Below are 26,905 nucleotides of genomic sequence, written 5' to 3'. Positions count from 1 at the left end.
GAACGGGGGTCAGAGCCACGTGCTCTGACCCCCGTTCTGTCGTCTCCGCACACTTCCTGCAGCACTGCGCGTGCTGCCCCCAGTCTCGAGGTACGCAGACGGTCATGAGTTCACCGCGACGAGGCGCCGGCGGTACCGGCGGTCAGGGACCCCGAGGCGGCCGCGGCGGCTCCGGACAGGGCCGTCCTCAGGGACGGGGCGCTGGACAGCGCGGAGGCGCGACCGGTCGCGGCGGGCAGGGCGCCTGGCAGGGACGGCGGCCCACCGGTGGCCGGTCCGAGGACGGCCGCGGCGGGTCGCAGGAGCGCCGCCCCGAGGGGGATCGGCCGCAGCGCCGTCCCGAGGGTGACCGGCCGCAGCGCCGTCCCCAGGGTGAGGGCGGTCGGCCGGAGGGCGCCGGCCGACCGGACTGGCGGGACCGTCGTCCGCAACCGGAGGGCCGCCCGGGAGTCGGCGCTCCCCGTCGCGAGTGGCAGGACCGTCGTCCGCAGGGCGACCGGCCCGCCGGTGGGCGCCCCGACCGGCGCGATCGCCGTCCGCAGGGTGACCGGACGCAGTCCGACCGCCCGGCCCGTCCGCAGCGGGACCGTCCGGGCCGCGGTGACTGGCAGGACCGTCGGCCGGCACGAGAGCGCAGCGACTGGCAGGACCGTCGGCCGGCACGAGAGCGCAGCGACTGGCAGGACCGTCGACCGGCCGGGGACCGGGACCAGGGTGCTCGCACCGGGTGGCGGGGCCGTCCCCGCGCGGCGCGCGCCGACGGCGCCGCGCCGGACCGGCGTGAGGGACGTCCGCAGCGTCCCGCCGGGCCGCGGGCCGAGGGGCCGCCCCGGGAAGGCCGCTCGGGCGGGCCGCGCAGCGAATGGCGCGACCGCCGTCCTGGCGCTGACCGTCGCGGGCGTCCGGAGCGTGGAGAGCGTCCGCGCCATGGCGGGGACCGCACGCCGCCGCTACCGGCGGGCCCGGAGGTTCCGGAGTGGGCCGACCCGCGCGACCTCGACCAGTCGGTGCGGGCGGCGCTGCGTGGCCTCGAGCCGCGCAACGCCCAGAAGGTGGCCGGACACCTCGTCGTCGCCGGCACGCTCGTCGACGACCAGCCCGAGGAGGCGCTCGCCCACGCGCGGGCGGCCCGGGACCGGGCGTCGCGCATCGCCATCGTCCGGGAGGCCGTCGGCGTGGCCGCGTACCACGCCGGGGACTACGCCGAGGCAGCCCGCGAGCTGCGCGCCTACCGCCGGATGAGCGGCGACCCCGGCTACCGGGCGGTGCTCGCCGACTGCGAGCGGGCGCTGGGGCGCCCCGAGGTGGCGCTGCGGCTGGTGCGCGAGGCGCTGGCCGAGCGGCCCGACGCCGAGGAGGCCGTCGAACTCCGCCTGGTCGAGGCCGGGGTACGGCAGGACCTCGGCGAGCTCCCGGCGGCCCGGCTCGTCCTCGAGGGCGTCCTGGGCGGCTCCCCGCGGCCGGACTCGGTCGATCTCACCGACCCCACGGTGCTGCGCCTGGCGACCGCCTACGCCGACCTCCTCGAGGCGGCCGGTGAGACAGCGGCTGCGGAGCAGTGGCGCACCGCGGTGGCCACCCACACGCCGGAGGAGGACGTCGAGTTCTCCGAGGAGGAACTGCCCGTGGCCGACCCGGCTCCGGACGAGGACCCCGCTGCGCCGGGGACCGGGTCAGGACCTGCCGCGCCGGCCGACGCGGCGATGGTCACGACCGTCCGGGCAGGCGTCGAGGAGGGCGACCCCGACGTGGACGAGGACGTCGAGGTCGGCGACTACGACTTCGGCCAGGACGTCGAGGCCGAGGTGGCCGAGCTGCTGGGCGATACCGACGCAACCGAGGACGACGCCGAGCACTGACCACCGACATCCGCGGCGGCGTCGTCCACACCGGCACGGTCCCTCCACAGCCCGGCGACGGGCCGGGTCCGACCCGGACCGGGCGGCGAGGCTGCCGTCATGAGCGTGGCTGTGATCGACCGGAACGACGTGGTGCTCCGCGGGAGGCTGTCCCCCCCGCGGAGGTCAAGACCCTGCCCAGCGGCGACACGCTGGTCAGCTTCCGGCTGGTGGTGCGCCGGCCCGAGCCTCGGACCAGGGGGCAGTCGACCGACACGCTGCCCTGCATCACCTACGACCGTGCGCTGCAGCGGCGGATCGCGGCCTGGCAGGCCGGTGACGTCGTCGAGGTCGAGGGCGCGCTGCAGCGACGGTTCTGGCGGACCGGCTCCGGCACCGCGTCGGTGACGGAGGTCAACTGCCGGCGCGGGCGCAAGGTTCCGCGGTCCGCGGGCCCCGACGCCCGCACCGCCTGAGCGGCCGGTCAGTCCCCGTGCGGCCGCAGCACCAGGCCCGTGCGCGGCTTGGGCACGAACAGCGTCGACTTCCGCGGCATGCGGGCGTGCGCCCGGGCCACGGCGGCGACGTCGGCCGGCGAGGGGGCGCGCAGCAGCACGGCCACGCCGCGGCGGTTCCGTGCGCCGTCGAGCGCCTCCTCGACGCCGTGCGCGATGAGCACACCCCCGTCGTCATCGCGGCCCCACAGCTGCTGCACCAGGCCGTGGTGGACGAGCACGACGTCCAGGCCGCGCCAGGCCGCGGGCGCCTCCGCGGGGACGGCGGTGAGCACCCCGCCCGAGGGGGAGTCCAGCCGCACCACCCGGGAGCCGTCACTGACGAGCAGGCCCGACTCGGCGGGGTCGGCGATCCACTGCTCGACGACCTCGGTGGGACTGCCGGCACCCCTGAGCTCGGTGACCCGGAAGCCGGCAGCTGCCGCGGGGAGCGCCTCGTCGAGGGCCAGGTCGGGCACCACCCGGTGGATCGGCTGCACCCGCAGCCCGCCCGGTCCCATGGGGGTGACCAGGGCCAGGATGGCGCGTGCCCCGTACGCCCGCGCGGCCGCGAAGCGGTGGTGCCCGTCGGCGATGACCGCGCCGGTCTCGGCGAGCGCCGTGGTCACCGCGGTGGTGAGCGCCGGGTCGGCGACCCGCCACAGGGCGTGCCGGACGCCGTCGGCGTCGGTCACCTCGAGGGTCGGCGCGCCGTCCTGGGCCGTGGCGGTCAGCGCCGGGACGTCGGGCTGCGGGTCGTGCGCCAGCACGATGGGCTCCAGGTCGGTCGCGGTGGCCGCCAGCAGGGCGCGGCGTCCCTCCACGGCGACGGGGAAGGTGTCCTCGTGCGGCAGGACGGCGCGGGATCCGGCCGACGGCAGCCCGACCGCTCCCAGCCAGCCGACCGTCTCGGGAGCGCCGTCCGCGGGGCGCATGGTGTACACCCACAGCGCCGCACCGCGGTCCCGCTCCAGCACGCCGCTGCTCTCCCAGTCGTGCAGCGTGGCGGCGGCCCCGGCGACGGAGCGTCGCGTCGCGTCGGCACCATCGGGGTCGGAAGCGACGCCCGGCAGGATGAGGCGCACGATGTTGTGCGGATCGGCGGCGGTCAGCCGGTCCCGCCCCTCCGGGGTCACCAGGTCGTAGGCTGGCGAGCTCACCCGGGCCAGGTGGCCGGGGTCTCGTCGCCGGTAGGTGAGGGCGCGGAAGGGCCGGACCTCGAGCCCCGTCGCAGCTGCCAGGTGCGCGGAGTCCGCCGACGACGAGAGCACGACGGGAATCGTAGGAGCGGTGCGCTCCGGTCGGTGCAGGTCGCGGGCTGCGGGGGGAGAGCCGGCGGCGTCGACACCGCCCGGCGGCACCCGGACCGAGGGAGCGGCGGTGTCCGACGCGGGGGTGCCCGACGGCGACGTCTACGACTGGTACCAGCGGGGACTGCAGCTGCTGGCCAACCGGGATCCGGCCGCGGCCGCGACGATCCTGGCGCGCGCCGCCGAGGCCGAGCCCGGGTCGCGCAGCCTGCTGGAGGCCCTGGCGCGTGCCCAGTACGACGCCGGCCGCTACGCCGAGGCCGTGGGCACCTTCCACGAGCTGACCGTTCGCAACCCGGCCGACGACTACGCGCAGTTCGGCCTGGGCCTGGCGGCCAGCCGGGCAGGCGACCTGGACCTGGCCGCCGAGCACCTCGCTCTCGCCGTGGCGATGCGGCCCGACCTCGGCCACTACTCCCGGGCACTGCGCGGCGTGCGGGCCCGCCGCGGCGGGGAGACCTCGTGAGCGGCGCACCGGTCCCGCTGTCGGCCGGCGCAGCCGAGCTGCCCTGCCGCGTGTACGACGTCGCGCTGCTCGACCTCGACGGCGTCGTCTACGTCGGGGCAGAGGCGGTGCCCGGCGTGCCGCGGGCGCTGGCGGCCGCACGCGCCGCGGGCATGCGGCTGGGCTTCGTCACCAACAACGCCTCCCGGACGCCGGAGGAGGTCGCCGGGCACCTCACCGCCCTCGACGTCCCGGCGAGCGCCGCGGAGGTGATCACCAGCTCGCAGGCGGCGGCCACCGTCGTCGCGCAGCGGCTGGGCGTCGGCGCCCGTGTGTTGCCCGTCGGGGGTCCCGGGGTCGCCGCCGCGCTCGAGGCCGCGGGACTCACCGTGGTGAGCTGCGCCGAGGACCAGCCGCGCGCGGTGGTGCAGGGCTACGGCCGCGACGTCGGGTGGACCGAGCTGGCCGAGGCCGTGGTGGCGGTGCGCAACGGCGCCGAGCACGTCGCCACCAACGCCGACGCCACCATCCCCTCGCCGCGTGGCCCGCTGCCCGGCAACGGCGCGCTGGTGGGCGTGGTCAGCGCCGTCACCGGCCGGCGTCCGCTGGTGACCGGCAAGCCGGACCCGGCCATGCACGCCGAGTGCGTCCGCCGCACGGGCGCACGCCGTCCGGTGGTCGTGGGCGACCGGCTGGACACCGACGTCGAGGGCGGGCGCCGGGCCGGCGCGGCGACGCTGCTGGTGCTCAGCGGCGTGACCGACCCGGCGGTCCTGCTCGCCGCCGGCCCGGACCAGCGGCCCGACCTGCTCGCGCCGGACGCCGGCGGACTGCTCACCCACCACCCGGGCGTGGTCGCCGAGCGCGCGGGTTGGCGCTGCGGGGAGTGGACGGCTCGGTGCGGCGACGGACCCCTGCGGTTGGGCCGGGACGTCGTCGGGGCGCCCGCGAGCGCCGACGGCCTCGACGGGCTCCGTGCGCTCTGCGTCGCGCACTGGGTGCGGCACCCCGAGGCTGCCGTGCCGGTGCAGGTGACGGCCGACGACGAGGCCGCCGCCGTCGTGCTGCGGCAGTGGGCGCTGGCGTCCTGAGGTGCCCGGTGGTCGGCTCGGCCCTCCTGCAGGGGCCCGCCGCCGGCCCCGTCCAGGGCACCGCTCCGGCTCTGCCGGCCCGCTTGCAGGGCCCCGCCGCGAACGTGCGCGGGGGGCAAGGGGTCCTTCACGGGGAGGACGGGGTCCTTCCACGGTGGGGGCAGGAGGGGCCTGATTCAGAGCAGGGAGCGCAGCCGGAGCATGTCCCGCAGGCCGGCCTCCAGCTTCACCCGCCCCGACGCCCAGGCCGGGCCGAAGGACAGGTGGCCATCGGTCAGTGCGACGAGGTCGTCACTGGTCATGGTGAGCCGGATGTCGGCCTTCTCCACCGACGAGCCGTCGGGCTCGGTCCGCAGCTCGCGCACCGAGCCCCGGGCCAGCCGGCCGCGGACGACCTGCCCGAGGTCGGTCAGCCGGCAGGACAGGCTGCGGTCCAGGCCCTGGGCCGCCGGCTTGGCCGCGAGGTCGCCGAGGATGCCCTCGAGGGCGGTCATGCACTGCTCCATCGTCGCCACGCGGGCACGCCTCCATCGCGTTCGGGGACCGGGCGGCCGAACGCTAGCGCCCGCCGTCGGCCCGTGTGCGTCACCCCCGGCCGGTACCCTCGCGGGCCGGGGGAACAGCACCGGGCCGTGCCCGGACCGCTGGTCCCCGAGGTCCTGCCGGCGCCCGCTGGCGTCGCGCCCGTCCACCCGAGAGGCCTGCGATGACCGACCCGTACCGACCGCGACCGGTGCCGGGGCCGCCCCGGCCCGGCCCGTGGGGCGGTCCGGCGCCGGTCCCGGCCACGACGGCGTCCCCCGAGCCGGTGCCGGTGCCGGTGGAGGCGCCGGCCGCGGACGAGGGTGCGCCGTTCGCCGACCTCCCCCTGCGGCCGGTGGCCGAGCACGTCGCCGTCTTCGAGGCCGAGCACGCCCGGCTGCAGCGCGAGCTCGGCACGATCGACCGGCTCTGATGGTCCGCCGCAGCCGGCTCGACGCGGAGCTCGTGCGGCGGGGCCTGGCCCGCTCCCGGGAGCACGCCGTCGCCCTCATCGCCGAGGGTCGGGTCGCCGTCTCCGGGCGGGCCGCCACCAAAGCCGCGACCGGGGTCGACGCCAACACGCCTGTCGTCGTCCGCACCGATCCCGACGAGCCCACCTGGGTCTCCCGCGGGGCGCACAAGCTGCTCGGCGCGCTCGAGGCCTTCCCGGTCCCGGTCGTGGGCCGGCGCGCGCTGGACGCCGGCGCCTCCACCGGGGGCTTCACCGAGGTGCTGCTGCGCCGCGGCGCCCGCGAGGTCGTGGCGGTCGACGTCGGCTACGGGGAGCTGGCCTGGTCGCTGCGCACCGACGAGCGGGTGCGGGTCCTGGAGCGCACCAACGTCCGCACGCTCACCCCCGACCAGGTCGACGGCCCGGTGGACCTGGTCGTCGCCGACCTGTCGTTCATCTCGCTGCGCCTGGTGCTCCCCGCCCTCACCGCCTGTGCCACCCCTGAGGCCGACCTGCTGCCCATGGTCAAGCCACAGTTCGAGGTCGGCCGCGAGCGCCTCGGCGCCGGCGGCGTGGTGCGCGACCCGGCGCACCGGCAGGACGCCGTCCTGACGGTGGCACGGGCGGCTGCCGAGCTGGGGTGGGGGACGGCCGGCGTCGTCGCCAGCCCGCTGCCCGGGCCGGCCGGCAACGTCGAGTTCTTCCTCTGGCTGCGCCGGGACGCCGGGCCGCCGCGGGAGGACGAGGTGCGCCGCGCCGTGGAGGAGGGCCCGTCGTGACGGGTACCCACCACCCGTCGGCCAGCGAGCACCACGGCCGCGCCGGCACCCTGCCGGCCACCGCCACCGAGGAGGACCCGTGACCGAGCTTGCGAGGGCACACGAGGGCACAGCACTGCCTGGCTCGCGACCGACGAGCGCCCCTGAGGAGGAAGCGTGACAGAGGTCAGCCCCACCGTCTGGGCACCCAGTGGCAGCCGGCACGTGCTGCTCGCCGTGCACACCGGCCGCCAGGACATCGTCGAGCTCGCCCGCAGCTCCGCCGCCCGCATGGCCAAGGGCGGCATCACCGTGCGGCTGCTGGAGGACGAGGCGCAGGCCCTCGGCATCGAGGGCGCCCAGGTGGTGCCCGCGGACGCCGAGGCCGCCCGTGGCGCGGAGATCGTCATGGTCTTCGGCGGCGACGGCACCTTCCTGCGCGCCGCCGAGCTCGCCCGCTACAGCAACGCCGCGCTCATGGGGGTCAACCTCGGCCGGGTCGGCTTCCTCGCCGAGACCGAGCCCGAGGCGGTCGAGGAGACCCTCACCGCGATCGAGCGGTGCGAGTACTCGGTCGAGAAGCGCCTGGCCATCGAGGTCGACGTCCTCGACGCCAGTGGCGCCGTCGTCGGGGGCACCTGGGCGCTGAACGAGGCGTCGGTGGAGAAGTCCGAGCGCTCGAGGGTGCTGGACCTCGTCGTGGCCATCGACGGCCGACCGCTCACCAGCTTCGGCTGCGACGGCGTCCTCTTCGCCACGCCCACCGGGTCCACGGCCTACGCGTTCTCCGCCGGCGGGCCGGTCGTGTGGCCCGACGTCGAGGCGATGCTGGTCGTCCCGTCGAACGCGCACGCCCTGTTCTCCCGGCCGCTGGTCACCTCGCCGGACTCGGTGCTCACCGTGGCAATCCCGGCCGACGGCAACCGCGCCCGCGTGTCCGCCGACGGGCGGCGTGCGCTGGAGGTGCCCGAGGGCGGACGGGTCGACGTCCGCCGGGCCGCCCGGCCGGTGCGCATCGCACGGGTGCACAAGACCACGTTCGGCGACCGGCTGGTTGCCAAGTTCGGCCTGCCGGTGCGCGGCTTCCGCGACGCCCGCCGGCACGACCCGGGCCACGAGATGGCGCCGGACCGCAACGTGCTGACCCGCGGCTGGGTCCGCGGGGACGGAGAGGAGGGGGGCCGCGGTGGCGGCACGGACGACGACGCGTGAGACCCGGCGGCCGGCCCGCGCGGCGCAGCCGGCCGAGCCGGTCGCGCCTCCCGAGCCGGCCGACGGCGGGACGACGCGGGGCCGGCTGACCGAGCTGCGCATCCGCGGCCTCGGCGCCATCGACGACGTCACCCTCGAGCTCGGCGACGGTCTGACCGTGGTCACCGGGGAGACCGGCGCGGGCAAGACGATGGTCGTCACCGGGTTGACGCTGCTCTTCGGCGGCCGGGCCGACCCCGGTCGCGTGCGCGCCAACGGGCGGGCCGGCGTCGAGGGGCGGCTGGCGCTGCCCGCCGACTCCCCGGTGTGGGAGCGGGCGGCCGACGCCGGCGCCGATCCCGACGACGACGGCACGCTGATCCTGGCCCGCACGGTCAGCGCCGAGGGGCGGTCGCGCGCCCACCTCGGCGGGCGCAGCGTCCCGGTCGGGGTCGTCGCCGAGCTGGCTGAGGGGCTGCTCGCGGTGCACGGGCAGAGCGACCAGCTGCGGCTGTCCCGCCCGGCCGAGCAGCGCCGGGCCCTGGACCGCTACGCCGGCACCGCCCACCTGGAGCTGCTGGACCGCTACCGCGAGGCGTACGGCCGGTGGCGGCAGCTGGCCGGCGACCTCGAGCGCCGCCGCAGGCAGGCCCGGGAGCTGGCGCAGGCCGCTGACGTCCTCCGGCACGGGCTGGAGGAGATCGAGGCCGTGGGCCCGCAGCCGGGGGAGGACGACGAGCTGGACGCCCAGGCGCGGCGGCTCAGCGACGCCGACGCGCTGCGTGCCGCCGCCGACGAGGCCCGCACCGCGTTGGTCGGCGACGTCACCGGCGACCTCGGGGACGACCTGCCGCAGGACGCCAGCGCCGCGCTGGCCCTCGCCGAGCGGGCGCTGGCCGCCTCCGACGACCCCACGCTGGTGATGCTGGCCCAGGACCTGAACGACGCGGTCGCGGTCGTCTCCGACGTCGCCGGTCAGCTGGCCTCCTACGTCGCCGACCTCGACGCCGACCCCGCGCGGCTGGCCGAGGTGATGGACCGCCGTGCGGCGATCACCGCGCTGGTGCGCAAGTACGCCGACGTCGGCGAGGGGGTGGCCGGCGTCCTGGCCTGGGCCGAGGACGCCCGCCGCCGGCTGGACGAGCTCGACGTCTCCGACGAGGCGCTCGAGGCGCTGGGGGCCGCGCGCGACGCCGCCCGGGCCGAGGTCGACGACCTCGGCGCGCAGGTGTCGGCCGGGCGCCGGGCGGCGGCCGACGGTTTCGCCGCCGAGGTGGGCCGGGAGCTGGCCGGGCTGGCGATGAAGAGCGCCCGCGTCTCGTTCTCCATCGACAGCGACCCCGACGCCCCCGGCCCCGACGGCATCGACGAGGTGGCGCTGCTGATGGCCGCGCACCCCGGCGCCCCGCCGCGGCCGGTGCACAAGGGCGCCTCCGGCGGTGAGCTGTCGCGGGTGATGCTCGCCATCGAGGTGGTCTTCGCCGGGGCCGACCCGGTGCCGGTGATGGTGTTCGACGAGGTCGACGCCGGGGTCGGCGGGCAGGCCGCCGGGGAGATCGGCCGGCGGCTGGCGCGGCTGGCGCGGCAGCACCAGGTCGTCGTCGTCACCCACCTGGCGCAGGTCGCGGCGTTCGCCGACACCCACCTGGTCGTGGACAAGTCCCCGGACACCGGTGCAGGCGTGACCGCCACGGACATCCGGGCGGTCGACGGCGAGGACCGGGTCCGCGAGCTGGCGCGGATGCTGTCCGGGCTCACCGACAGCGACACCGGTCAGGCGCACGCCCGGGAGCTGCTGGCCGTGGCGGCCACCGCACGCGCGGCGGCGTAGCGGAGGCGATCCGGCAGCCAGGAGTGACGGCGGAACGAGTGGGGTAGGGCCGGATCGTGCCCCACCGACGTCGCACCGCCGCAGCCGCGCGGCCCCTCGCCCACCGCCCCCTGACCGGTGCCGCCCGGTGAGCTGCTTCTCCTCCGCCGACGAGTCGGCGCACTACGGCTTCAGCGTCTGCATGCTGCTCACGCAGTACCGCGAGCAGCTGGGCTGGGCGCGCGAGGGCGTCGTCGAGCTCGGCACCGGTGACGCCACCGCCATCGCCGACGTGGTGGCGGGCCTGCCGGAGCTGCGGGTGCGCAGTTTCGACATCAGCGCCTCGTCGGTCGAGCGGGCCCGGGACAACATCGCCGCCCGCGGGGTCGCCGACCGGTACACCGTGGAGCTCGGCGACTTCTTCGACGGCGCCGACTCCGCAGCCGGGGCAGTGGCGTCCACGGTGATCGCCAACCCGCCCTACATCCCGGCGCCGGACCGCGACATCCTCATGCCCGAGCTGTGGGGCGGGGTGTACGGCAACGACCTGGTGCTGCAGCTGCTCAAGGCCGGCTACCGCAACGTCGTCACCGCGGTGCCGAGCTACGCCGACCCGGAGACGACGGTCCGGACGGCGGAGGACCTCGGCTACCGGGTCGCGAACTTCCTCGCGATGGGCCTGGACTACGGCGAGTACAGCAGCGAGCCCAAGGTGCGCGACCACATCCGCCGGCTGGTCGCCGAGGGCCGCGGCTGGGCGGGGGAGGGCGAGTACATGGTCGCCGTCGCGCTGTTCACCCAGGACCCGGACATCCCCGGCGACCGCGCCGGCCAGTTGCTGCGGGCGCTGCAGGTCACACCGTCATCCTCCGGATGACACCGCGAACAGGTGCCGTCTCCCGGGTGCGCTGAGCCCGTCCCGGCCCTCGTCGCGGAGGCCTCCGACCCCCGCTCCCCGAACGCCCCGCGGGGCGACCCACCTGGGCGGGCTCCCTCACCGCCGCTTGGCGTAGCCGGCGAGCCCGAACTGCAGCAGGGCCAGGCCGCGCTCCCCGCGGGCGCGCAGCTCGGCGGACAGCTCCGGGCCGGAGACGCCGGCGAGCACCCGGTCGCGGGCCAGCTCCAGCAGCGCGGCGTAGAGGCTGAGCACCGCGTGCGCGGCCAGCCACGGCGCCAGCTCACCGGGCTCGGCCTGCGTCTCCTCGGCGATCAGCTCGGCCAGCGCGGTGGTCAGCTCGCCGAGGATCTCCCGCTCGCGCACCTGCAGGGTGCGGCTGCCGCGGATCACCTGCGCCATCTCGGCCACGCCCGCGGCGGCCTCGGGCGCGCCCAGCCCGCTCATCGCCCGGACGACGAAGGTGCCGGCCGCCGCGGTCACCGACTCGCCGGCGGGCCGGGTGCGGACCGCCTCGAGCAGCGCCGCCCGCATCGGCGGGTCGGCCTCGAAGACCAGCCCCTCCTTGACCGGGAAGTGGTTGAACACCGTCTTCTCGACCACGCCGGCGCGCTGGGCGATCTCCACGACGCTGACCGCGTCGAACCCGCGCTCGGCGAACAGCTCGGCGGCGGCCTCGATGATCGTGGCGCGGGTCTGCTGGCGCCGCCGCTCCCGCAGGCCGGGGCCGCGCAGGGCACGCCGGCGACGGCCGCGCCCGGCCTGCTCCGCCTCGGCAGCAGCCGGGGGAGCGGCGGGTGTGGTGGCGCCGGGCAGTGGGGGCGCCCCGTCGTCGGGCGTCCCCGGCTCGGGCAGCTCGGCGCCGACCGCCTCGGGCGCCTCCGGCCGGACCTCGTCGTCGGAGTCCGTACGACCGACCGCCCGCGCCCCTGGAGTCACCCGGACAACGCTAGACAGCACGCCTGAGTGCTCCGGAGGGGCTCGTGAGCCGCGCGTGCCCGGCGTGTCCCTCTCCCGTGGTGTCGGCCACTCTGCGTCACTATGGGGTCGCCGATGCGCGTCGGAGGCCGGCGGTGTGAAGCCTCCGTGGGAGAGTGCAGGCCATGCGCATCGGCTCCCTCCGCCGTGGCCGGGCGCCGGAAGCGGCCCCCGGAGTGACCGGCACCGTGCGGCTGGACCGCCGCACCAAGAACCTCACCAAGCGGCTGCGCCCGGGGGACGTCGCGGTCATCGACCACGTCGACATCGACCGGGTCAGCGCGGACTCCCTGGTCGCGTGCAAGGTCGCCGCGGTGGTCAACGCCGCGCCCAGCACCTCCGGCCGCTACCCCAACCTCGGCCCCGAGATCCTCGTCAACGCCGGCATCCCGCTCGTCGACGGCGTCGGCAAGGAGGTGCTCTCGGCGGTCAAGGAGGGGACGGGGGTCCGCGTCGACGGCAACCAGCTGCTGCTGGAGGACGGCACCGTCGTCGCCGAGGGCACCGAGCAGACCCCGGAGACCGTCGCCGAGGCGATGGCCGAGGCCCGGGCCGGGCTGTCGGTCCAGTTGGAGGCGTTCGCCACCAACACGATGGAGTACATGAAGCGCGAGCGCGCGCTGCTGCTCGACGGCGTCGGCGTGCCCGACGTGGCCACGCCGATCGAGGGCCGGCACGTGCTGGTCGTCGTCCGCGGCTACGACTACAAGGAGGACCTGCAGGCGCTGCGGTCCTACATCCGGGACTACCGCCCGGTGCTGATCGGCGTCGACGGCGGGGCGGACGCGCTCGTCGAGGCCGGCTACCGCCCGGACATGATCATCGGCGACATGGACTCGGTGAGCGACGAGGTCCTCAAGAGCGGCGCCGAGGTCGTCGTCCACGCCTACGCCGACGGCCGCGCGCCCGGCCTGGCCCGCGTCCAGGACCTCGGCGTCGAGGCGATCACCTTCCCGGCCGCCGCCACCAGCGAGGACATCGCGATGCTGCTCGCTGACGAGAAGGGCGCCAAGCTCATCGTCGCCGTCGGCACCCACGCCACGCTGGTCGAGTTCCTCGACAAGGGCCGCGGCGGCATGGCCTCCACCTTCCTCACCCGGCTGCGGCTGGGCGGCAAGCTCGTCGACGCCAAGGGCGTGAGCCGGCTCTACCGCAGCCGCATCTCGACCCTGACGCTGGTCGTCCTGGTGCTCGCCGCGTTCGTGGCCATCGGGTCGGCCCTCGCCGTCTCGGCGGCCGGCCGCGTCTACCTCGACCTGCTGGTCGACCAGTGGAACAGCTTCCTGTTCTGGTTGGAGAACCTCTTCTCGTGATCGACTTCCGCTACCACCTCGTCTCGCTGATCGCGGTCTTCCTGGCCGTCGCGCTGGGCATCGTCATCGGCACCACGGCGCTGAACGCGCCGATCCTCGACGACCTCGAGGGCGAGGTGGCCGCGCTCACCGAGGACAAGCGGGAGCTGGAGACCCAGACGCAGGAGCTGCGGGCCCAGCTCGACAGCGGCGACGCCTTCGAGGCCGCCGTCGCCCCCACCCTGGTCGCCGGCAGCCTCACCGGCCGCAGCATCGTCCTCGTCGCCACCGGCGACGACGTCCCGACCGAGACCGTCGAGGAGGTCGCCACGCTGGTGGGCCAGGCCGGCGGCACGGTGACCGGCACCATCCGGCTGCAGCCGGAGTACAGCGACCCGGCCACCGCCGCCGAGGTGCAGAGCTACGTGACCGGCCCGGGCCTGCCGACCGGCGTCACGCTGCCCGAGACCGATGACACCGGTCAGCTGGTGGGCTCGTTGCTCGCCCAGGTGCTCATGCGCCCGACAGCGCCCGGCGCCGCCGCCCCGGACACCGCCGCCCTGTCCTCCGTGCTCGCGGGCCTGCGCGCCCTCGGCGTGCTCGAGCAGGACTCCCCGTCGGTCGCCCCGGCCGACTTCGCGGTGGTGCTGACCGCCGGCGCCCCGGCGGAGGAGGACGCCGAGCAGCGCACAGACACCCTCGTCGACCTGGCCCTGGCCCTCGACGCCGCGGGCTCCGGCGCCGTCGTCGCCGGGGACGCCGCCTCGGCCCGCGACACCGGCCTGGTCGGCGTCATCCGCTCGGACCCGGAGAACTCCGCGGCCGTCTCGACCGTCGACAACGTCGAGTCGCCGTCGGGCCGGATCAGCACGGTGCTCGCCCTCGGGCGGGAGGGTCAGGGCACGTCGGGCGCGTACGGCGCGGGTGAGGACACCCAGCCGGTGCCACCGGTCCCCACCGCGACCCCGTGACCCGCCGCAGCTCCGGCGGCGGCGCGCGGCGCCGGGCGCTGCTCGCCCTCGCCGGTGCCGCCGCGGCCCGACTCGGCCTGGCCGGTGCCGCCGCGCTCGACGGGCGCCCCGCCGGGGCGCCCTGGCGGCGCACCAACTACGCCGGCCGTCCGGTGACCCTGCTCGGCGGCCCCGCCCTGGCGCTGGCCGCGACGGCGGCCGCGGTGGCCGGCGCCGCTCCGGGCACCCGTGCGGCCGCCGCGCTGGTCGGCGGCGTGTCCGGGCTGGTCGGCGGCTACGACGACCTCGCCGGCGCCCGCCCCGAGCAGGCGCGGGACAAGGGGCTGGCCGGGCACCTGCGCGCGCTGCGCGCCGGGCGGGTGTCGGCCGGCGCGGTGAAGGTCGCCGGCATCGGCGCCGCCGCCGCGGCCGCGGCCCTCCTGGTGAAGGACCCCGCTGCCCCCCACCGGCCCCGTCCAGGGCACCGCCCCGCGCCTGCGAGGGGTGGGGAGGACGGGGTCCTTTCGCCTGCAGCGGGGCTGTTCCATCGCCGCACCACGGTCGCCGACGCCGTCCTCACCACCGGGCTGGTCGCCGGCACCGCCAACCTGGTCAACCTCCTCGACCTGCGTCCCGGCCGCGCGGCCAAGGCCGCCGCGCTCGCCGCCGCCGCGGGGCTGGGCGGCCCGTCGGGCTCGCTCGTCGCCGGGCCGCTCGGCGCGAGCCTCGCCGTGCTGCCGGCCGACCTGGGGGAGCGGGTCATGCTCGGTGACTGCGGCGCCAACGCCGTCGGCGCGCTGCTCGGGCTGCGGCTGGCCGCCGTGCCGGCACGCCCGGCGCGGGCCGGGGCGCTGGCGGTGGTCGTCGGGCTCACCCTGGCCAGCGAGCGGGTGAGCTTCACGCGGGTCATCGAGGCCACCCCCGTCCTGCGGGGACTGGACCGGCTCGGCCGCCGCCGCGGGGCATGACCCGGCAGGTCGTCCGGGGGGTCGCCGGCGCCGCCGCGCTGATCGCCGTCCTCACCGTGCTGGCCCGGCTCGCCGGGTTCGGCCGCACCCTGGTGTTCACCAACGCCGTCGGCGCCGGCAGCACCGGTGACACCTACCTGGCGGCGAACAACGTCCCCAACATCGTCTTCGAGGTGGTCGCCGGCGGTGCGCTGGCGAGCCTCGTCGTCCCGATGCTGGCCGGCGGCATCGCCACCGGCGACCGCGAGCAGGTGCGGCGCACCGCCTCGGCGCTGCTCGGCTGGAGCCTGCTGGTGCTCACCCCGCTGGCCGTGCTGCTCGCGGTGGGCGCCGAGCCGGTCGCCCGGCTGCTGCTGGGCTCGTCGGACCCGGTGCAGGTCGACCTCGCCGCCCGCTTCCTCGTCGTCTTCGCCCCCCAGGTCGTGCTGTACGGCATCGGGATCGTGCTCACCGGCGTGCTGCAGGCGCACCGCCGCTTCGCCGCGCCCGCGCTCGCGCCGCTGCTGTCGAGCGTGGTCGTCGTCGGCGCCTACCTGACCTTCGCCGCGATCGGCGGCAGCCGGACGGCCGAGGGGCTGAGCACCCCCGCCGAGCTGGTGCTGTCGGTCGGGACGACGCTCGGCGTGGCCGCGCTGTCGCTGTCCCTGCTGCTGCCGGTGCGGCGGTTGCGCCTCGGGTTGCGGCCGGCGCTGCGCTTCCCCGTGGGCGCTGCGCCGCGGGTGCGCCGGCTGGCCCTGGCCGGTGTGCTCACCCTCGCCGGGCAGCAGCTGCTGGCCGCGGTGGCGATCCGGCTGGCCAACGCCGGCGCGCCCGACGGCACCCAAGTGGTCTACGCCGCCGGGCTGACGGTGTTCCTCGTGCCGTGGGCCGCGCTGGCGGTGCCGCTGGCCACCTCGGCCTACCCGGGGCTGGCCGAGCGGGCCGGGACCGGCGACGAGGCCGGGTTCCGCCGGGCGCTGGCCCCGGTGACCGCCCTCGTCGTCGTCGTCTCGACCGTCGCGGCGGCGGTGCTGGTCGCGATCGCGGGGCCGATGGCGGGGGTGTTCCTCGCCGGGGAGCAGGCGGGCGTGGTCGGCGCGCTGCGCGACACCATCGTGGCCTTCGCCCCGGGGCTGCCCGGTTACGGGCTGGTGGCGGTGCTCTCCCGCGCGCTCTACGCCCGCGGCCTGTGGCGGGCGCCGACGGCGTGCGTGCTGGGCGGCTGGCTGCTCGCGGTGGCGGCGGACGTCGTCCTCGCCGCGGTGCTGCCGGCGGCCGACCGCGGCGTCGCCCTGGCCGCGGGGCACAGCGCCGGGGTCACCGTGGCCGGGCTGGCGCTGCTCGCCGTCGTCGCGCGGGTCGTGGGTCCGGCCGGGCTCGCCGGCGTCGTCCGGACCGGGCTGCCCGCGCTGCTCGCCGCCGCGCTCGCCGCCGCCGCGGGGCTGGCCGTCGCCGGCGCGCTCGACGCCGATCCGGTCCCGCAGGGCCGCCTCGTCGCGACCGTCGGCGCCGGGGTGCTCGCCGCGGCAGCCGCACTGGTCGTCGCCGCGGCGGTCATGATGGGAACCGCGCGGCGCCCGCTGCTGGCGGCGGTGCGTGGTCTGGGACGAGGCGATCACCAGGAGGTGCACGGTGGCTGAGCGGCTCCCGCTGCAGTGCCGCCACGTGACCGAGGTCCTGGCCACCAGCACCGGTGGGGTGGGCACGCACGTGCGCGCGGTGCTGCCCGCCCTCGCCGCGGCCGGCGCCGACGTGCGGGTGTGCGGACCGGACGCGACCGAGCGGCTGTTCGGCTTCACCGCCGCAGGCGCCGGCTTCACGCCCGTCGAGATCTCCGCGGGCCTCTCCCCGGGAGCCGACGCCCGCGCCGTCGCGGCGCTGCGCCGGGCCACCGCCGACGCCGACCTGGTGCACGCCCACGGGCTGCGCGCCGGCCTGGTCGCCGCAGCCGCCCGCGGGCGCAGCGACCGGCCGCTGGTGCTCACCCTGCACAACGCCCTGCCCGAACGCGGGGGCGCGCTGCGCCGGGTGCTTCGGCTGGCCGAGCGCGCCACGATCCGCGGCGCCGACGTCGTCCTCGCCGCCTCCGGTGACCTCGCCGAGAACGCCTGGCGGCAGGGTGCGCGCGACGTCCGGGTCGCGCCCGTCTCCGCCCCGCCGCTGCCGGCCCCGGCCCGGCCGGCCGCCGAGGTGCGCGCCGAGCTCGGGGTCGCCGACGGCCGCCCCCTGGTGGTCGCCGTGGGGCGGCTGCACCCGCAGAAGGGCTACGACGTCCTGCTCGACGCCGCCGCCCGGTGGGCCGCCGTTCCGCGCCCCCCGCTGGTCGCCGTGGCCGGGGACGGACCGCTGCACGACGAGCTGGCCGCCCGCATCGCCGCCGAGCGGCTGCCGGTGGTGCTGCTCGGCCGGCGCGGCGACGTCGCCGACCTGCTGGCCGCCGCCGACCTCGCCGTCCTGCCCTCGCGGTGGGAGGCCCGCTCGCTCACCGCGCAGGAGGCGCTGCGCGCCGGCACCCCGCTGGTGGCCACCCGCACCGGCGGCCTGCCCGAGCTGCTCGGCGACGGCGCGGCCCTGGTTCCGGTCGGCGACGCCGCGGCGCTGGCCGACGCGGTCACCGGCCTGCTCGGCGACCCGGCGCGCGCCCGGGCGCTGGCCGAGGCCGGCAGCCGGCAGGCGGCGACCTGGCCCGACGAGGCCGCCACCACCCGCCAGCTGGTCGCCCTCTACCGCGAGCTGCTCGGCGCACCGCGATGAGCCGGCTCGGGACGCTGCTGCTCACCGTCCTCGCGGTCCTGCTGACCGCCGTGTCGGTCCCCACCCCTCCCGCGGTCGCCGCCCCGGCCGAGGGGGCGAGCGCCGACCGCGTGGTCGTCGTCGGCGTCCCCGGTCTGGTGTGGGACGACGTCGACCCGCAGGCGACGCCGGCGCTGTGGGCGCTGGCGGAGGGCTCCCCGATCGGCGCGGTGTCGGTGCGGGCCGCGCGCGCCACCAGCTGCGTGCTCGACGGCTGGGCGACGCTCGGCGCGGGCAACCGCGCCCGGTTCCCGGCCCCCGACGAGTCGATGCCGCCGGTGCCGCTGCCGACCGTGCCGCTGCCCACCGAGGCGCCGGCCGACCCGGGCGCCCAGCCACCGCCGGAGGAGGTCCCGCCGGTGCCGCCGGCCAGCCCCGCGCTGTCGCACTGCGGCCTGCAGGAGCGGCTGGCCGCGGCCGGCCTGGCCGATCCGCAGGCCGCCGTCGCCGCGGTCGCCGACGATCCCGCGACGGCCCGCTTCGGTACCGAGCCCGCGGCGCTGGGCACCGCGGTCGGCTGCGCCACCGTCGTCGGCCGGGCGCCGGCGCTGGCCGTCGCCGCGCCCGGCGTCACGATCGGGCAGCGTGACCAGCTGCCCGCCGACCCGGGGGAGCTGCTGACCGGCTGCCCACTGGTGCTGGTCGGCCTCGACGACCTGGTGGACGCCGGGGAGCCGGGGCTCGAGGGCAGCGACACCGGCACCGAGCCGCGGCCCCGCGCCGCCGCACTCGCCGGCATCGACGCCGCGCTCGGCCGGCTGGTCGAGGCCGTGGCGGCGGCGCCGGGGGAGACGCTGCTGCTGGTCCAGGGCATCTCCGAGGTCAACGACGGCCGGGCGCAGCTGCACGTCGGCCTCGCCTCCGGTCCCGGGTTCGGCGAGCCGCGCTGGCTGACCTCGGCGAGCACCGGCCGGGCGCCGTTCGTGCAGCTGATCGACGTCGCACCCACCGTCCTCGCCGCCCTGGGCCTGGACCGGCCGGCGTCGATGAACGGGCAGGCGCTGCAGACCGACGGTGAGCGGCCCCCGCTGGCCGAGGCGATCGAGGCGCTCGAGCAGGCCAACACCGCCGCCTCGGTGCACTACCGCAGCACCGGCACCTTCTTCTGGGCACTCGTGCTGCTCAGCGCCGCCGTCGTCGGCCTGGGCCTGCTCGCGGCCGGGGGACGGCGCCGCGACCGGGCACCGCGACCGGCCGGGGAGCGACTGCGCAGGACGGTGCGCCCGGTCGCCCTCGGCGCCGCCGCGGTGCCGGTCGCCAGCTACCTCGCCGGGCTGCTGCCCTGGGAGCGCGCCGGCCTCCCGCGCCTGGCGCTCGCGGGGAGCGTGCTGCTCGCCGCGCTGGCGGTGCTCGCGATCGCCGCGCTGGGGCCCTGGCGGCGCCACCCGCTGGGCCCGCCGGTCGTCGTCCTGGCGATCACGCTGGGCACCCTCGTCGGCGACGTCCTGACCGGGTCCACCCTCGAGCTCGACGGGCTGCTCGGCTACGACCCGATCGTGGCCGGGCGGTTCACCGGCTACGGCAACCTCGGCTTCGGCCTGCTCGCCGTCAGCGCGCTGCTGCTCACCGCCCTGCTCGCCACCGCCGCCGCCCGCCGGGCCCCCGCGGGCCGGGCGCGGGTGGTGACCGCGGCCGTCGTGCTCGGCGCCGGGGCGCTCACCGTGCTGGTCGTCGGGGCGCCGGCGCTGGGCCGCGACTTCGGCGGGGTGCTGGCTGCGCTGCCGGGATTCCTGCTGCTGGCGATGCTGCTGACCGGCACCCGCGTGACGGTGACCCGGATGGCGGCGGTGCTGGCGCTGGCCGTGGTGGCGGTCGGCGCGCTGGCGTACGTCGACTGGCTGCGGCCGCCTGCCGAGCGCAGCCACCTGGGCCGCTTCGTCGAGCAGCTGCTCACCGGCGAGGCGTGGACGGTGGTCACCCGCAAGGCGGAGGCCAACCTCGGCATCCTGTTCGGCAGCCCGCTGGCCTGGCTGCTGCCGGTCGCGCTGGTCGCCGCCGTCTGGCTGGTGCGCCCGGTGGGGGGACGGTGGGGTGGGGAGGTGCAGCGCCGGCTGCCGGGGCCGCTGCGCGGGCCGGGGCTGCTGCGCGGCCGGCGCGACCTGCTGGCCCCGGGTGACCTCGCGGTGCTGCGGGCCGGGCTGCTCGCCACCGCGCTGAGCCTGGCCCTGGGGGCGGCGGCCAACGACTCCGGGGTGGCCCTGCCGGCGACGGCGGCGTCCCTGCTGGTGCCGCTGCTGGTGTGGCTCGCGGCGGGCCCGCGGGATCCGGGCGGGGGAGGCGCGACGGTGGGCGACGGCACGGCCGCGGGCCCGGCGGGGGAGGGGACTGATCGTGTTACGGTGGTCTCCCGTGGATCGACCGCATGGAACGCGTGACCATGACTACGGGGCTCATGACCACGGGATGAGGACTCTCCTCCACAACTCCCAGCCGACGAAGTTCGTCTTCGTCACCGGTGGGGTCGTCTCCTCTCTCGGCAAGGGCCTGACGGCCAGCTCCCTCGGGGCGTTGCTGTCCAGCCGTGGCCTCCGGGTCACCATGCAGAAGCTGGACCCCTACCTCAACGTCGACCCCGGGACGATGAACCCGTTCCAGCACGGCGAGGTGTTCGTCACCGAGGACGGCGCCGAGACCGACCTGGACATCGGGCACTACGAGCGGTTCCTCGACACCGACCTCACCGGCCGGTCGAACGTGACCACCGGCCAGGTCTACTCGGACGTGATCGCCAAGGAGCGGCGCGGCGAGTACCTCGGTGACACCGTGCAGGTCATCCCGCACATCACCAACGAGATCAAGGCCCGGATCATGTCAGCGGCGGAGGGGACCTCCGACCGGGTGGACGTCGTCATCACCGAGGTGGGCGGCACCGTCGGTGACATCGAGTCGCTGCCCTTCCTCGAGGCCGCCCGCCAGGTGCGCCACGAGATCGGCCGGGACAACTGCTTCTTTCTGCACATCTCGCTGGTGCCCTACATCGCGCCGTCCGGTGAGCTGAAGACCAAGCCGACGCAGCACTCGGTCGCCGCGCTGCGCAACATCGGCATCCAGCCCGACGCGGTGGTGTGCCGCTCGGACCGGGAGATCGGCACCGGCCTCAAGCGCAAGATCAGCCTGATGTGCGACGTCGACGCCGAGGGCGTGATCTCCTGCCCCGACGCGCCGTCGATCTACGACATCCCCAAGGTGCTGCACCGGGAGGGCCTGGACGCCTACGTCGTCCGCCGGCTGGGCCTGCCGTTCCGGGACGTCGACTGGACCGTGTGGGGCGACCTGCTGGACCGGGTCCACGCGCCGAAGCAGACGGTGACGATCGCGCTGGTCGGCAAGTACATCGACCTGCCCGACGCCTACCTGTCGGTCACCGAGGCGCTGCGGGCCGGCGGGTTCGCCCACCGCAGCCGGGTGGAGATCCGCTGGGTGCCCTCCGACGACTGCCAGACCCCGGAGGGCGCCGAGCGGGCGCTGGCCGGCGTCGACGGCGTCTGCATCCCGGGTGGGTTCGGGGTGCGCGGCATCGACGGCAAGCTCGGCGCGATCCGGCACGCGCGAGTCAACGGCGTCCCGCTGCTGGGCCTGTGCCTGGGGCTGCAGTGCATGGTCATCGAGGCCGCGCGCAACCTCGCCGGGCTGCCCGAGGCCAACTCAGCGGAGTTCGACCCGGACACCCCCGACGCGGTCATCGCGACGATGGCCAGCCAGGTCGACGTCGTCGCCGGGCGCGGCGACATGGGCGGCACCATGCGGCTGGGCAGCTACCCGGCCAGCCTGCAGAAGGGCTCGGTCGTCGCCCAGGCCTACGGCTCGTGCGACATCACCGAGCGGCACCGGCACCGCTACGAGGTGGCCAACGCCTACCGCGACCGGATCGGCGAGGCCGGGCTGGTCTTCTCGGGCACCTCGCCCGACGGCCTGCTGGTCGAGTTCGCCGAGCTGCCGCGCGAGGTCCACCCGTTCTTCGTCGGCACGCAGGCCCACCCGGAGCTCAAGAGCCGCCCGACCCGGCCGCACCCGCTGTTCGCGGCGTTCGTGCAGGCGGCGATCGACTTCTCCGAGTCCGCGCGGCTGCCCGTGCCGCTGGACGAGGAAGAGAAGGTCGGGATCTAGTGACCGAGCTCGCGAGGTCACCAGAGTGCAGAGCGTCGACGGCCATCAGGACGACGAGCGCCGGCGAGGAGGACTGATGGTCGAGCCTGCCCGGCCGGGGGAGTACGAGACCCTCGCCACCGAGACGGTGCACGAGGGCCGCATCATCACCCTCGTCAAGGAGACCGTCGCGATGCCCGGCGGCGGGGACAGCGTGCGGGAGATCGTCCGGCACATCGGCGCCGTGTGCGTCGCCGCGGTGGACGACGAGGGGCGGATCGTGATGGTCCGCCAGTACCGCCACCCGGTCCGCGGCTACCTCTGGGAGCTGCCCGCCGGCCTGCGCGACGCCGACGGCGAGGCCCCGCTGGCCACCGCGCAGCGCGAGCTCGCCGAGGAGGCGTCCCTCGCCGCGGAGCGCTGGTCGCTGCTGGCGAACAACTTCTCGACCCCGGGCTTCTGCGACGAGCAGATCCTGATCTACCTCGCGGAGGGGCTCTCGGCCGCCGACCGGCCGGAGGGCTTCGTCGTCGAGCACGAGGAGCTCGACATGACGGTGGAGCGGGTGCCGCTCGACGAGGCGGTGCAGCGGGTGTTCTCGGGCGCGATCCGCAACTCCTCGGCGGTCATCGGCGTGCTCGCCGCGGCGCAGGCCCGGGCGACCGCGCCGCAGCTGCGGACCGCGGACGCCGAGTAGAGAAAGGACCACCTTGCCCCCCGCCACTCGCAGGCTCGTGGCGGGACCCTGCAAGGAGGCCGTCAGCCGATGACGGCGGGGGCCGAGGTGCCCACCTGGACCCAGCGCAGCACGCCGAAGGTGTCGGGCACCTCCTCCTCGAGCCAGAACACGTAGGGGACGCCGGACGTCAGCCCGGTGAACGCCACCGTGACCGGCACGCAGTCGGCCGGCTGGGGCGCGATCAGCACCGGCGGTTCGGGCTGCAGGCCGGGCACCAGCCGCTGGCTGACCGCCTGCACCCGGTACCGCTGCACCTCGGTGTGCCCGTCGGCCTGCCAGCTGACCGTGGCCGAGGCGACGCCGGGCACCACGCCGGGGAGGATCTGCCGCGGGTTGGCGTGGCCGCCGCACGACGAGGGCGGTGGGTCGGTGTCGGGCAGGACGCCGTGGGGGACGCCGGGACGCACCCGGACCTCGACCTGCCGCGGACGCGGGACGTCGACCACGCTCACCGGCGGGACGGCGGCCGGCGCGGTCGGGGGCGGGGCGACGACCGTGACCGCGCGGGGGAGCGCCGCCGCGTCCGCCGGGACCGCGGGCAGCGCCGTCCGGGAGGCGGTCACCGTCGCGGCGACCTCGGTGACCGGCCCGCTCAGCGCGATCAGCCCGACCGCCGCCACCGCGGCGACCGTGCCGGTCCCGCGTCCCCGTCGTCGTGCCCGCCGTGCCACGCAGTACCTCCTGGTGTCCTCCTGGTCATCGGCAGTCCCAGGCGTCACCTCAACCCCAACCGGCGCTCCTCCCGCCCGAGGGTGTCCGCGGGCAGCCCCAGGCGGGCGAGCTCGACGGCGGCCAGCGCGCGGGTCGCGGCCGGGTCGCCGGCCCGCCACGCGTCGGCGGTGCCGGGCGGCAGGTCGGCGAGCCGGCCCAGCGGCGCGGTGGCCAGCGCCCGCGCTGCGAGCACCGCGGGGTCGGCGGTGGCCAGCCGCCGGGCGGCGCCGGCCGCCCGCGCCCAGCCCAGCCGCCAGGCCAGCCAGCGCAGCAGCAGCCAGCCCACCGGGAGGACGACGAGGACGACGGCGAGCACCGTGGCGAGCGTGCCCACGGCGTCCTGCGCGGCCTGTCCCGCGCCGCCGACCGACCCGCCGGCCGAGCCCAGGACCTCGAACGGTGCGGCCAGCTCGTCGCCGACCACGGGGACGTCCTCGGCGGCCCGTGCGGCCGAGGACATGCTGCCGGCCACCGCCGCGCCGAGGTCCTCGACGGCGCGGCCGGGCTCGGCCAGGGCCAGCACCGCACCGTGCACCGTCCGGGCCACCAGCACCCAGACCACCAACCAGGCCAGCAGCCCGACGTCGGCGGCCAGCTGGCGACGGCGTAGTGCGGGGGACGGGGCGTACAGGGGCACGGGTACTCCTCCTGCCGGACGGGGGGGACCCGACCACCTTCCGTCCCGGGCGCCCTCCCCGCAGGCGGAGACCCCGGGGTCGCTGGCAGGCTGACCTCGTGCTGACCTCCGACCAGGCCCTGGCCCTCCTCTCCGCCGCCCGGGAGGAGTGCGCCCGGGTCGGCGTGCCGATGTCCTTCGCCGTCATGGACGCCGCGGGCCACCTCGTGGGCCTGCTGCGCACCGACGGCGCACCGTGGATCTCCACCGACGTCGCCCAGGGGAAGGCCTGGACCGCGGCGGCCTACGGCATGCCCAGCGCCGGGCAGAAGGCCAAGATGGACAGCCTGCCGAACTTCTCCACCGCGCTGACCACGATGACCGGGGGCCGCTTCACGCCGCAGCCGGGCGCCGTCCCGGTCTACGCCGACGGGCAGCTGGTCGGGGCGCTCGGCGCCAGCGGGGGCACCGGCCAGCAGGACGAGGACGTCTGCAGCGCCGCGGTCACCGCCTGCGGGTTCACGACCGCCGCCGGCTGAACGGGCGGTCCCGTCGCGGCCCCCTCGCAGGGGCCCGCCACGAGCGTGCTCGTGGCGGGGGGCGAGGGGGTCCTTCTCCTACACTCCGCGCGAGGCGCGCCCCCACCGGGGAGGCCCACGACGCGGTGCGGCGTCCCGTCACCCTCGGGACGTCCCGCCGGGACCAGGAGAGCGGACGATGCGGGTCGGGGTTCCCCGAGAGGTCAAGAACCGGGAGTACCGGGTGGCGCTCACCCCTGCGGGGGTGACCGAGCTGGCGCGGTCCGGGCACACGGTGCTCGTCGAGCGGGGCGCGGGGGAGGGCTCGTCCATCCCGGACGGCGACTACACCGCCGCGGGGGCGACGATCGTGGGCGACGCCGACGACGTCTGGGCCGACGCCGACCTGCTGCTGAAGGTCAAGGAGCCGGTCGCCGAGGAGTACGCCCGGCTGCGAGCCGGGCAGACGCTGTTCACCTACCTGCACCTGGCGGCGTCCAAGGAGTGCACCGACGCGCTGGTCACCTCCGGCACCACCGCGATCGCCTACGAGACGGTGCAGACAGCCGACGGCGCGCTGCCGCTGCTCGCCCCGATGTCGGAGGTCGCCGGGCGGATGGCGCCGCAGGTCGGCGCGCACAGCCTGGAGCGCGCGCACGGCGGCCGCGGCGTGCTGCTCGGCGGCGTCTCCGGCGTCTACGCGGCCAAGGTGGTCGTCATCGGCGCCGGGGTGTCGGGCATGAACGCCGCCGCGATCGCCCTGGGCATGCAGGCCGAGGTCGTCGTCCTGGACCGGGACATCGACAAGCTGCGCGCCGCCGACCGCATCTACCAGGGGCACCTGCAGACGGTGGCCTCCAACGCCTACGAGGTCGAGCGGGCCGTCCTCGACGCCGACCTGGTCATCGGGGCGGTGCTGGTGCCCGGCGCGAAGGCGCCCACGCTGGTCGGCAACGAGCTGGTGTCGCGGATGAAGCCCGGGTCGGTGCTGGTGGACATCGCCGTCGACCAGGGCGGCTGCTTCGAGGACACCCGCCCCACCACGCACGACGACCCGACGTTCCGCGTGCACGGCTCGGTCTTCTACTGCGTGGCCAACATGCCCGGGGCGGTGCCCAACACCTCGACGCACGCGCTGACCAACGTGACGCTGCCCTACGTCATGGCGCTGGCCAACGAGGGCACCGCGGCCGCCGTCGGCTCGGACCCGGCGCTGGCGCACGGCGTCAACGTCGTCTCCGGGCAGGTGGTGCTGCCCGAGGTCGCCGCGGCCCACGGGATGACCGCCGTCCCCCTCGAGGAGGTGCTCCGCTGACCGCCACCGCCACGAGGTCCCCGATCGAGCGGGTGGTCACCGGCTACCTCGACCACCTCACCGTCGAGCGCGGGTTGTCGGCCAACACCGTCTCGGCCTACCGCCGCGACCTCCGCCGCTACACGGAGTTCCTCGACGCCGCCGGCGTGCGCGGGCTCGGTGAGGTGGCCGAGTCCGACGTCGCGGGGTTCCTCGCCGCGCTCCGGCAGGGGGACGACGACCACCCGCCGCTGTCGGCCACGTCGGCGGCGCGCGCGGTGGTCGCCGTCCGGGGGCTGCACCGGTTCGCGCTGCTCGACGGCCTGGTGTCCGACGACGTCGCCCACGAGGTGCGCCCGCCGGCGCCGGCGCGGCGGCTGCCCAAGGCGATCCCGGTCGAGTCGGTGGTCGCGCTGATCGAGGCCGCCGCCGCGCTGGAGGGGCCGCGCGGGCTGCGCGACCGGGCGCTGCTCGAGGTGCTGTACGGCACCGGGGCCCGGATCTCCGAGGCGGTCGGGCTGGCCGTCGACGACCTCGACCGCGGCCAGTCGGTGGTGCGGCTGGCCGGCAAGGGCGGCAAGCAGCGGATCGTGCCGGTGGGGTCCTACGCGCTGGAGGCGGTCGAGGACTACCTGGTGCGCGCCCGTCCGGCGCTGGCCGCGGCCGGCCGCACCGGCGTGCGCGCTGGCGCGCTGTTCCTCAACGCGCGCGGCGGCTCGCTGTCGCGGCAGAGCGCCTGGGCCATCCTGCGGACGGCGGCGGAGCGGGCCGGGCTGAAGGCGGAGGTGTCGCCGCACACGCTGCGGCACTCCTTCGCCACGCACCTGCTCGACGGCGGCGCCGACGTCCGCGTCGTCCAGGAGCTGCTCGGCCACGCCTCGGTGACCACCACGCAGGTCTACACGCTCGTCACCGTCGACCGGCTGCGCGAGGTGTACGCCAGCAGCCACCCGCGGGCGCTCACCTGACAGACGCCCAGGGAGCTTCTCGGCGTCTTCTGCCAGCAGTGCCGGCCGGGTGTGGCGGATGTGTTGGCACGGGTCGCCAAGTCGACACGACATGCGGCGTGCCTCCTCGGTGGTTCGTGTCGACCTCCTTACCGTCGGTGCATCCCGCGCGGCAGAACGGCTGACCGCACCCGGCGGGAGCCGGAACGGGCACGAGGTGGAGGACACG

At 76.9% G+C, this 26,905-nt stretch carries 25 protein-coding genes; 20 read left to right on the top strand and 5 right to left on the bottom strand.

The window, feature by feature from the left end; genetic code table 11:
* Positions 1 to 1,007: 1,007 nt before the first annotated feature.
* Together ACWIX7_RS27600 and ACWIX7_RS27595 are read left to right on the top strand one after the other, a co-directional pair.
* Positions 1,008 to 1,859 carry a tetratricopeptide repeat protein gene (locus ACWIX7_RS27600; RefSeq protein WP_448619579.1) on the top strand — a complete coding sequence of 284 codons (852 nt, stop codon included), beginning with the start codon at positions 1,008 to 1,010 and terminating at the stop codon, positions 1,857 to 1,859.
* 209 nt (positions 1,860 to 2,068) lie between these two features.
* On the top strand, positions 2,069 to 2,314 hold the full coding sequence (locus tag ACWIX7_RS27595; RefSeq protein WP_448619578.1) for a hypothetical protein: 246 nt from the start codon (positions 2,069 to 2,071) through the stop codon (positions 2,312 to 2,314).
* A gap of 8 nt (positions 2,315 to 2,322) precedes the next feature.
* Here ACWIX7_RS27595 and ACWIX7_RS27590 read toward each other — a convergent pair whose 3' ends face one another.
* Positions 2,323 to 3,603 carry a DUF1015 domain-containing protein gene (locus ACWIX7_RS27590; RefSeq protein WP_448619577.1) on the bottom strand — a complete coding sequence of 427 codons (1,281 nt, stop codon included), beginning with the start codon at positions 3,601 to 3,603 and terminating at the stop codon, positions 2,323 to 2,325.
* Positions 3,604 to 3,712: 109 nt separating this feature from the next.
* Here ACWIX7_RS27590 and ACWIX7_RS27585 point away from each other — a divergent pair, with 109 nt between their 5' ends.
* Positions 3,713 to 4,108, top strand: coding sequence for a tetratricopeptide repeat protein (locus ACWIX7_RS27585; protein ID WP_448619576.1), 396 nt, complete (start codon positions 3,713 to 3,715; stop codon positions 4,106 to 4,108).
* Positions 4,105 to 5,178, top strand: a complete 1,074-nt coding sequence (locus ACWIX7_RS27580) for an HAD-IIA family hydrolase (protein WP_448619575.1) — start codon at positions 4,105 to 4,107, stop codon at positions 5,176 to 5,178. Before ACWIX7_RS27585 ends, ACWIX7_RS27580 begins: the two co-directional genes overlap by 4 nt.
* 176 nt (positions 5,179 to 5,354) lie before the next feature.
* On the opposite strand, the gene ACWIX7_RS27575 is transcribed toward ACWIX7_RS27580, so the two are convergent.
* Positions 5,355 to 5,672, bottom strand: coding sequence for an alkyl sulfatase C-terminal domain-containing protein (locus tag ACWIX7_RS27575; protein WP_448619574.1), 318 nt, complete (start codon positions 5,670 to 5,672; stop codon positions 5,355 to 5,357).
* A 212-nt stretch (positions 5,673 to 5,884) separates the two neighbouring features.
* Between ACWIX7_RS27575 and ACWIX7_RS27570 the strand changes: the two genes are divergently transcribed.
* From ACWIX7_RS27570 to ACWIX7_RS27550, 5 genes are all read left to right on the top strand, one after another.
* Positions 5,885 to 6,133, top strand: a complete 249-nt coding sequence (locus tag ACWIX7_RS27570; RefSeq protein ID WP_448619573.1) for a hypothetical protein — start codon at positions 5,885 to 5,887, stop codon at positions 6,131 to 6,133.
* A complete protein-coding gene (locus ACWIX7_RS27565) occupies positions 6,133 to 6,930 on the top strand; it encodes a TlyA family RNA methyltransferase (protein ID WP_448619572.1) in 798 nt (265 codons plus the stop codon). Before ACWIX7_RS27570 ends, ACWIX7_RS27565 begins: the two co-directional genes overlap by 1 nt.
* Before the next feature lie 156 nt (positions 6,931 to 7,086).
* Entirely contained in the window at positions 7,087 to 8,121 is a 1,035-nt protein-coding gene (locus ACWIX7_RS27560) for an NAD kinase (RefSeq protein WP_448619571.1), read from the top strand.
* Positions 8,096 to 9,931 (top strand): DNA repair protein RecN, encoded by a 1,836-nt coding sequence (recN, locus tag ACWIX7_RS27555; RefSeq protein ID WP_448619570.1) that lies wholly within the window; start codon positions 8,096 to 8,098, stop codon positions 9,929 to 9,931. The genes ACWIX7_RS27560 and recN overlap by 26 nt, the downstream gene beginning before the upstream one ends.
* A gap of 127 nt (positions 9,932 to 10,058) precedes the next feature.
* Entirely contained in the window at positions 10,059 to 10,787 is a 729-nt protein-coding gene (locus tag ACWIX7_RS27550; RefSeq protein ID WP_448619569.1) for a methylase, read from the top strand.
* 117 nt (positions 10,788 to 10,904) lie between these two features.
* Here ACWIX7_RS27550 and ACWIX7_RS27545 read toward each other — a convergent pair whose 3' ends face one another.
* Entirely contained in the window at positions 10,905 to 11,744 is an 840-nt protein-coding gene (locus ACWIX7_RS27545) for a TetR/AcrR family transcriptional regulator (RefSeq protein ID WP_448619568.1), read from the bottom strand.
* A gap of 164 nt (positions 11,745 to 11,908) precedes the next feature.
* Between ACWIX7_RS27545 and steA the strand changes: the two genes are divergently transcribed.
* From steA to ACWIX7_RS27505, 8 genes are all read left to right on the top strand, one after another.
* On the top strand, positions 11,909 to 13,096 hold the full coding sequence (gene steA / locus ACWIX7_RS27540) for a putative cytokinetic ring protein SteA (protein ID WP_448619567.1): 1,188 nt from the start codon (positions 11,909 to 11,911) through the stop codon (positions 13,094 to 13,096).
* Positions 13,093 to 14,046 (top strand): copper transporter, encoded by a 954-nt coding sequence (locus ACWIX7_RS27535; protein ID WP_448619566.1) that lies wholly within the window; start codon positions 13,093 to 13,095, stop codon positions 14,044 to 14,046. Before steA ends, ACWIX7_RS27535 begins: the two co-directional genes overlap by 4 nt.
* Complete coding sequence (locus tag ACWIX7_RS27530; RefSeq protein WP_448619565.1) at positions 14,043 to 14,993, top strand: hypothetical protein; 951 nt, start codon at positions 14,043 to 14,045, stop codon at positions 14,991 to 14,993. Before ACWIX7_RS27535 ends, ACWIX7_RS27530 begins: the two co-directional genes overlap by 4 nt.
* Positions 14,990 to 16,612: a murein biosynthesis integral membrane protein MurJ gene (gene murJ / locus ACWIX7_RS27525; RefSeq protein ID WP_448619564.1), complete on the top strand. Its 1,623-nt coding sequence runs from the start codon at positions 14,990 to 14,992 to the stop codon at positions 16,610 to 16,612. Before ACWIX7_RS27530 ends, murJ begins: the two co-directional genes overlap by 4 nt.
* On the top strand, positions 16,605 to 17,726 hold the full coding sequence (locus ACWIX7_RS27520) for a glycosyltransferase family 4 protein (protein WP_448619563.1): 1,122 nt from the start codon (positions 16,605 to 16,607) through the stop codon (positions 17,724 to 17,726). The genes murJ and ACWIX7_RS27520 overlap by 8 nt, the downstream gene beginning before the upstream one ends.
* Positions 17,723 to 20,140 carry a hypothetical protein gene (locus ACWIX7_RS27515; protein WP_448619562.1) on the top strand — a complete coding sequence of 806 codons (2,418 nt, stop codon included), beginning with the start codon at positions 17,723 to 17,725 and terminating at the stop codon, positions 20,138 to 20,140. The genes ACWIX7_RS27520 and ACWIX7_RS27515 overlap by 4 nt, the downstream gene beginning before the upstream one ends.
* Positions 20,141 to 20,168: 28 nt before the next feature.
* The gene (locus tag ACWIX7_RS27510; RefSeq protein WP_448619561.1) at positions 20,169 to 21,872 is read left to right on the top strand and encodes a CTP synthase; all 1,704 of its coding nucleotides are present in this window, start codon (positions 20,169 to 20,171) and stop codon (positions 21,870 to 21,872) included.
* A gap of 76 nt (positions 21,873 to 21,948) precedes the next feature.
* The gene (locus ACWIX7_RS27505; protein WP_448619560.1) at positions 21,949 to 22,548 is read left to right on the top strand and encodes an NUDIX domain-containing protein; all 600 of its coding nucleotides are present in this window, start codon (positions 21,949 to 21,951) and stop codon (positions 22,546 to 22,548) included.
* A 62-nt stretch (positions 22,549 to 22,610) separates the two neighbouring features.
* On the opposite strand, the gene ACWIX7_RS27500 is transcribed toward ACWIX7_RS27505, so the two are convergent.
* Positions 22,611 to 23,210: a hypothetical protein gene (locus ACWIX7_RS27500; RefSeq protein ID WP_448619559.1), complete on the bottom strand. Its 600-nt coding sequence runs from the start codon at positions 23,208 to 23,210 to the stop codon at positions 22,611 to 22,613.
* A gap of 95 nt (positions 23,211 to 23,305) precedes the next feature.
* The gene (locus ACWIX7_RS27495; RefSeq protein WP_448619558.1) at positions 23,306 to 23,938 is read right to left on the bottom strand and encodes a hypothetical protein; all 633 of its coding nucleotides are present in this window, start codon (positions 23,936 to 23,938) and stop codon (positions 23,306 to 23,308) included.
* A 98-nt stretch (positions 23,939 to 24,036) separates the two neighbouring features.
* Here ACWIX7_RS27495 and ACWIX7_RS27490 point away from each other — a divergent pair, with 98 nt between their 5' ends.
* The 3 genes from ACWIX7_RS27490 to xerD all read left to right on the top strand — a co-directional run bounded on the left by ACWIX7_RS27490 (position 24,037) and on the right by xerD (position 26,697).
* Positions 24,037 to 24,456 (top strand): GlcG/HbpS family heme-binding protein, encoded by a 420-nt coding sequence (locus ACWIX7_RS27490; RefSeq protein WP_448619557.1) that lies wholly within the window; start codon positions 24,037 to 24,039, stop codon positions 24,454 to 24,456.
* A 178-nt stretch (positions 24,457 to 24,634) separates the two neighbouring features.
* Positions 24,635 to 25,750 (top strand): alanine dehydrogenase, encoded by a 1,116-nt coding sequence (gene ald / locus ACWIX7_RS27485; RefSeq protein WP_448619556.1) that lies wholly within the window; start codon positions 24,635 to 24,637, stop codon positions 25,748 to 25,750.
* Between the two features lie 32 nt (positions 25,751 to 25,782).
* Positions 25,783 to 26,697: a site-specific tyrosine recombinase XerD gene (gene xerD / locus ACWIX7_RS27480; protein WP_448619555.1), complete on the top strand. Its 915-nt coding sequence runs from the start codon at positions 25,783 to 25,785 to the stop codon at positions 26,695 to 26,697.
* Positions 26,698 to 26,905 lie beyond the last annotated feature (208 nt).

The sequence above is a fragment of the Geodermatophilus sp. URMC 65 genome, assembly GCF_053502545.1.
Note: the sequence above shows the minus strand (reverse complement) of the source record. Positions and strands in the feature narration are given on the sequence as shown.

Coding starts and splice junctions, on each gene's coding strand:
- ACWIX7_RS27575 (WP_448619574.1), bottom strand. CDS start 5,672: ATGACCGCCCTCGAGGGCATCCTCGGCGACCTCGCGGCCAAGCCGGCG.
- ACWIX7_RS27570 (WP_448619573.1), top strand. CDS start 5,885: ATGACCGACCCGTACCGACCGCGACCGGTGCCGGGGCCGCCCCGGCCC.
- ACWIX7_RS27565 (WP_448619572.1), top strand. CDS start 6,133: ATGGTCCGCCGCAGCCGGCTCGACGCGGAGCTCGTGCGGCGGGGCCTG.
- steA (WP_448619567.1), top strand. CDS start 11,909: ATGCGCATCGGCTCCCTCCGCCGTGGCCGGGCGCCGGAAGCGGCCCCC.
- murJ (WP_448619564.1), top strand. CDS start 14,990: ATGACCCGGCAGGTCGTCCGGGGGGTCGCCGGCGCCGCCGCGCTGATC.
- ACWIX7_RS27515 (WP_448619562.1), top strand. CDS start 17,723: ATGAGCCGGCTCGGGACGCTGCTGCTCACCGTCCTCGCGGTCCTGCTG.
- ACWIX7_RS27510 (WP_448619561.1), top strand. CDS start 20,169: ATGAGGACTCTCCTCCACAACTCCCAGCCGACGAAGTTCGTCTTCGTC.
- ACWIX7_RS27505 (WP_448619560.1), top strand. CDS start 21,949: ATGGTCGAGCCTGCCCGGCCGGGGGAGTACGAGACCCTCGCCACCGAG.
- ald (WP_448619556.1), top strand. CDS start 24,635: ATGCGGGTCGGGGTTCCCCGAGAGGTCAAGAACCGGGAGTACCGGGTG.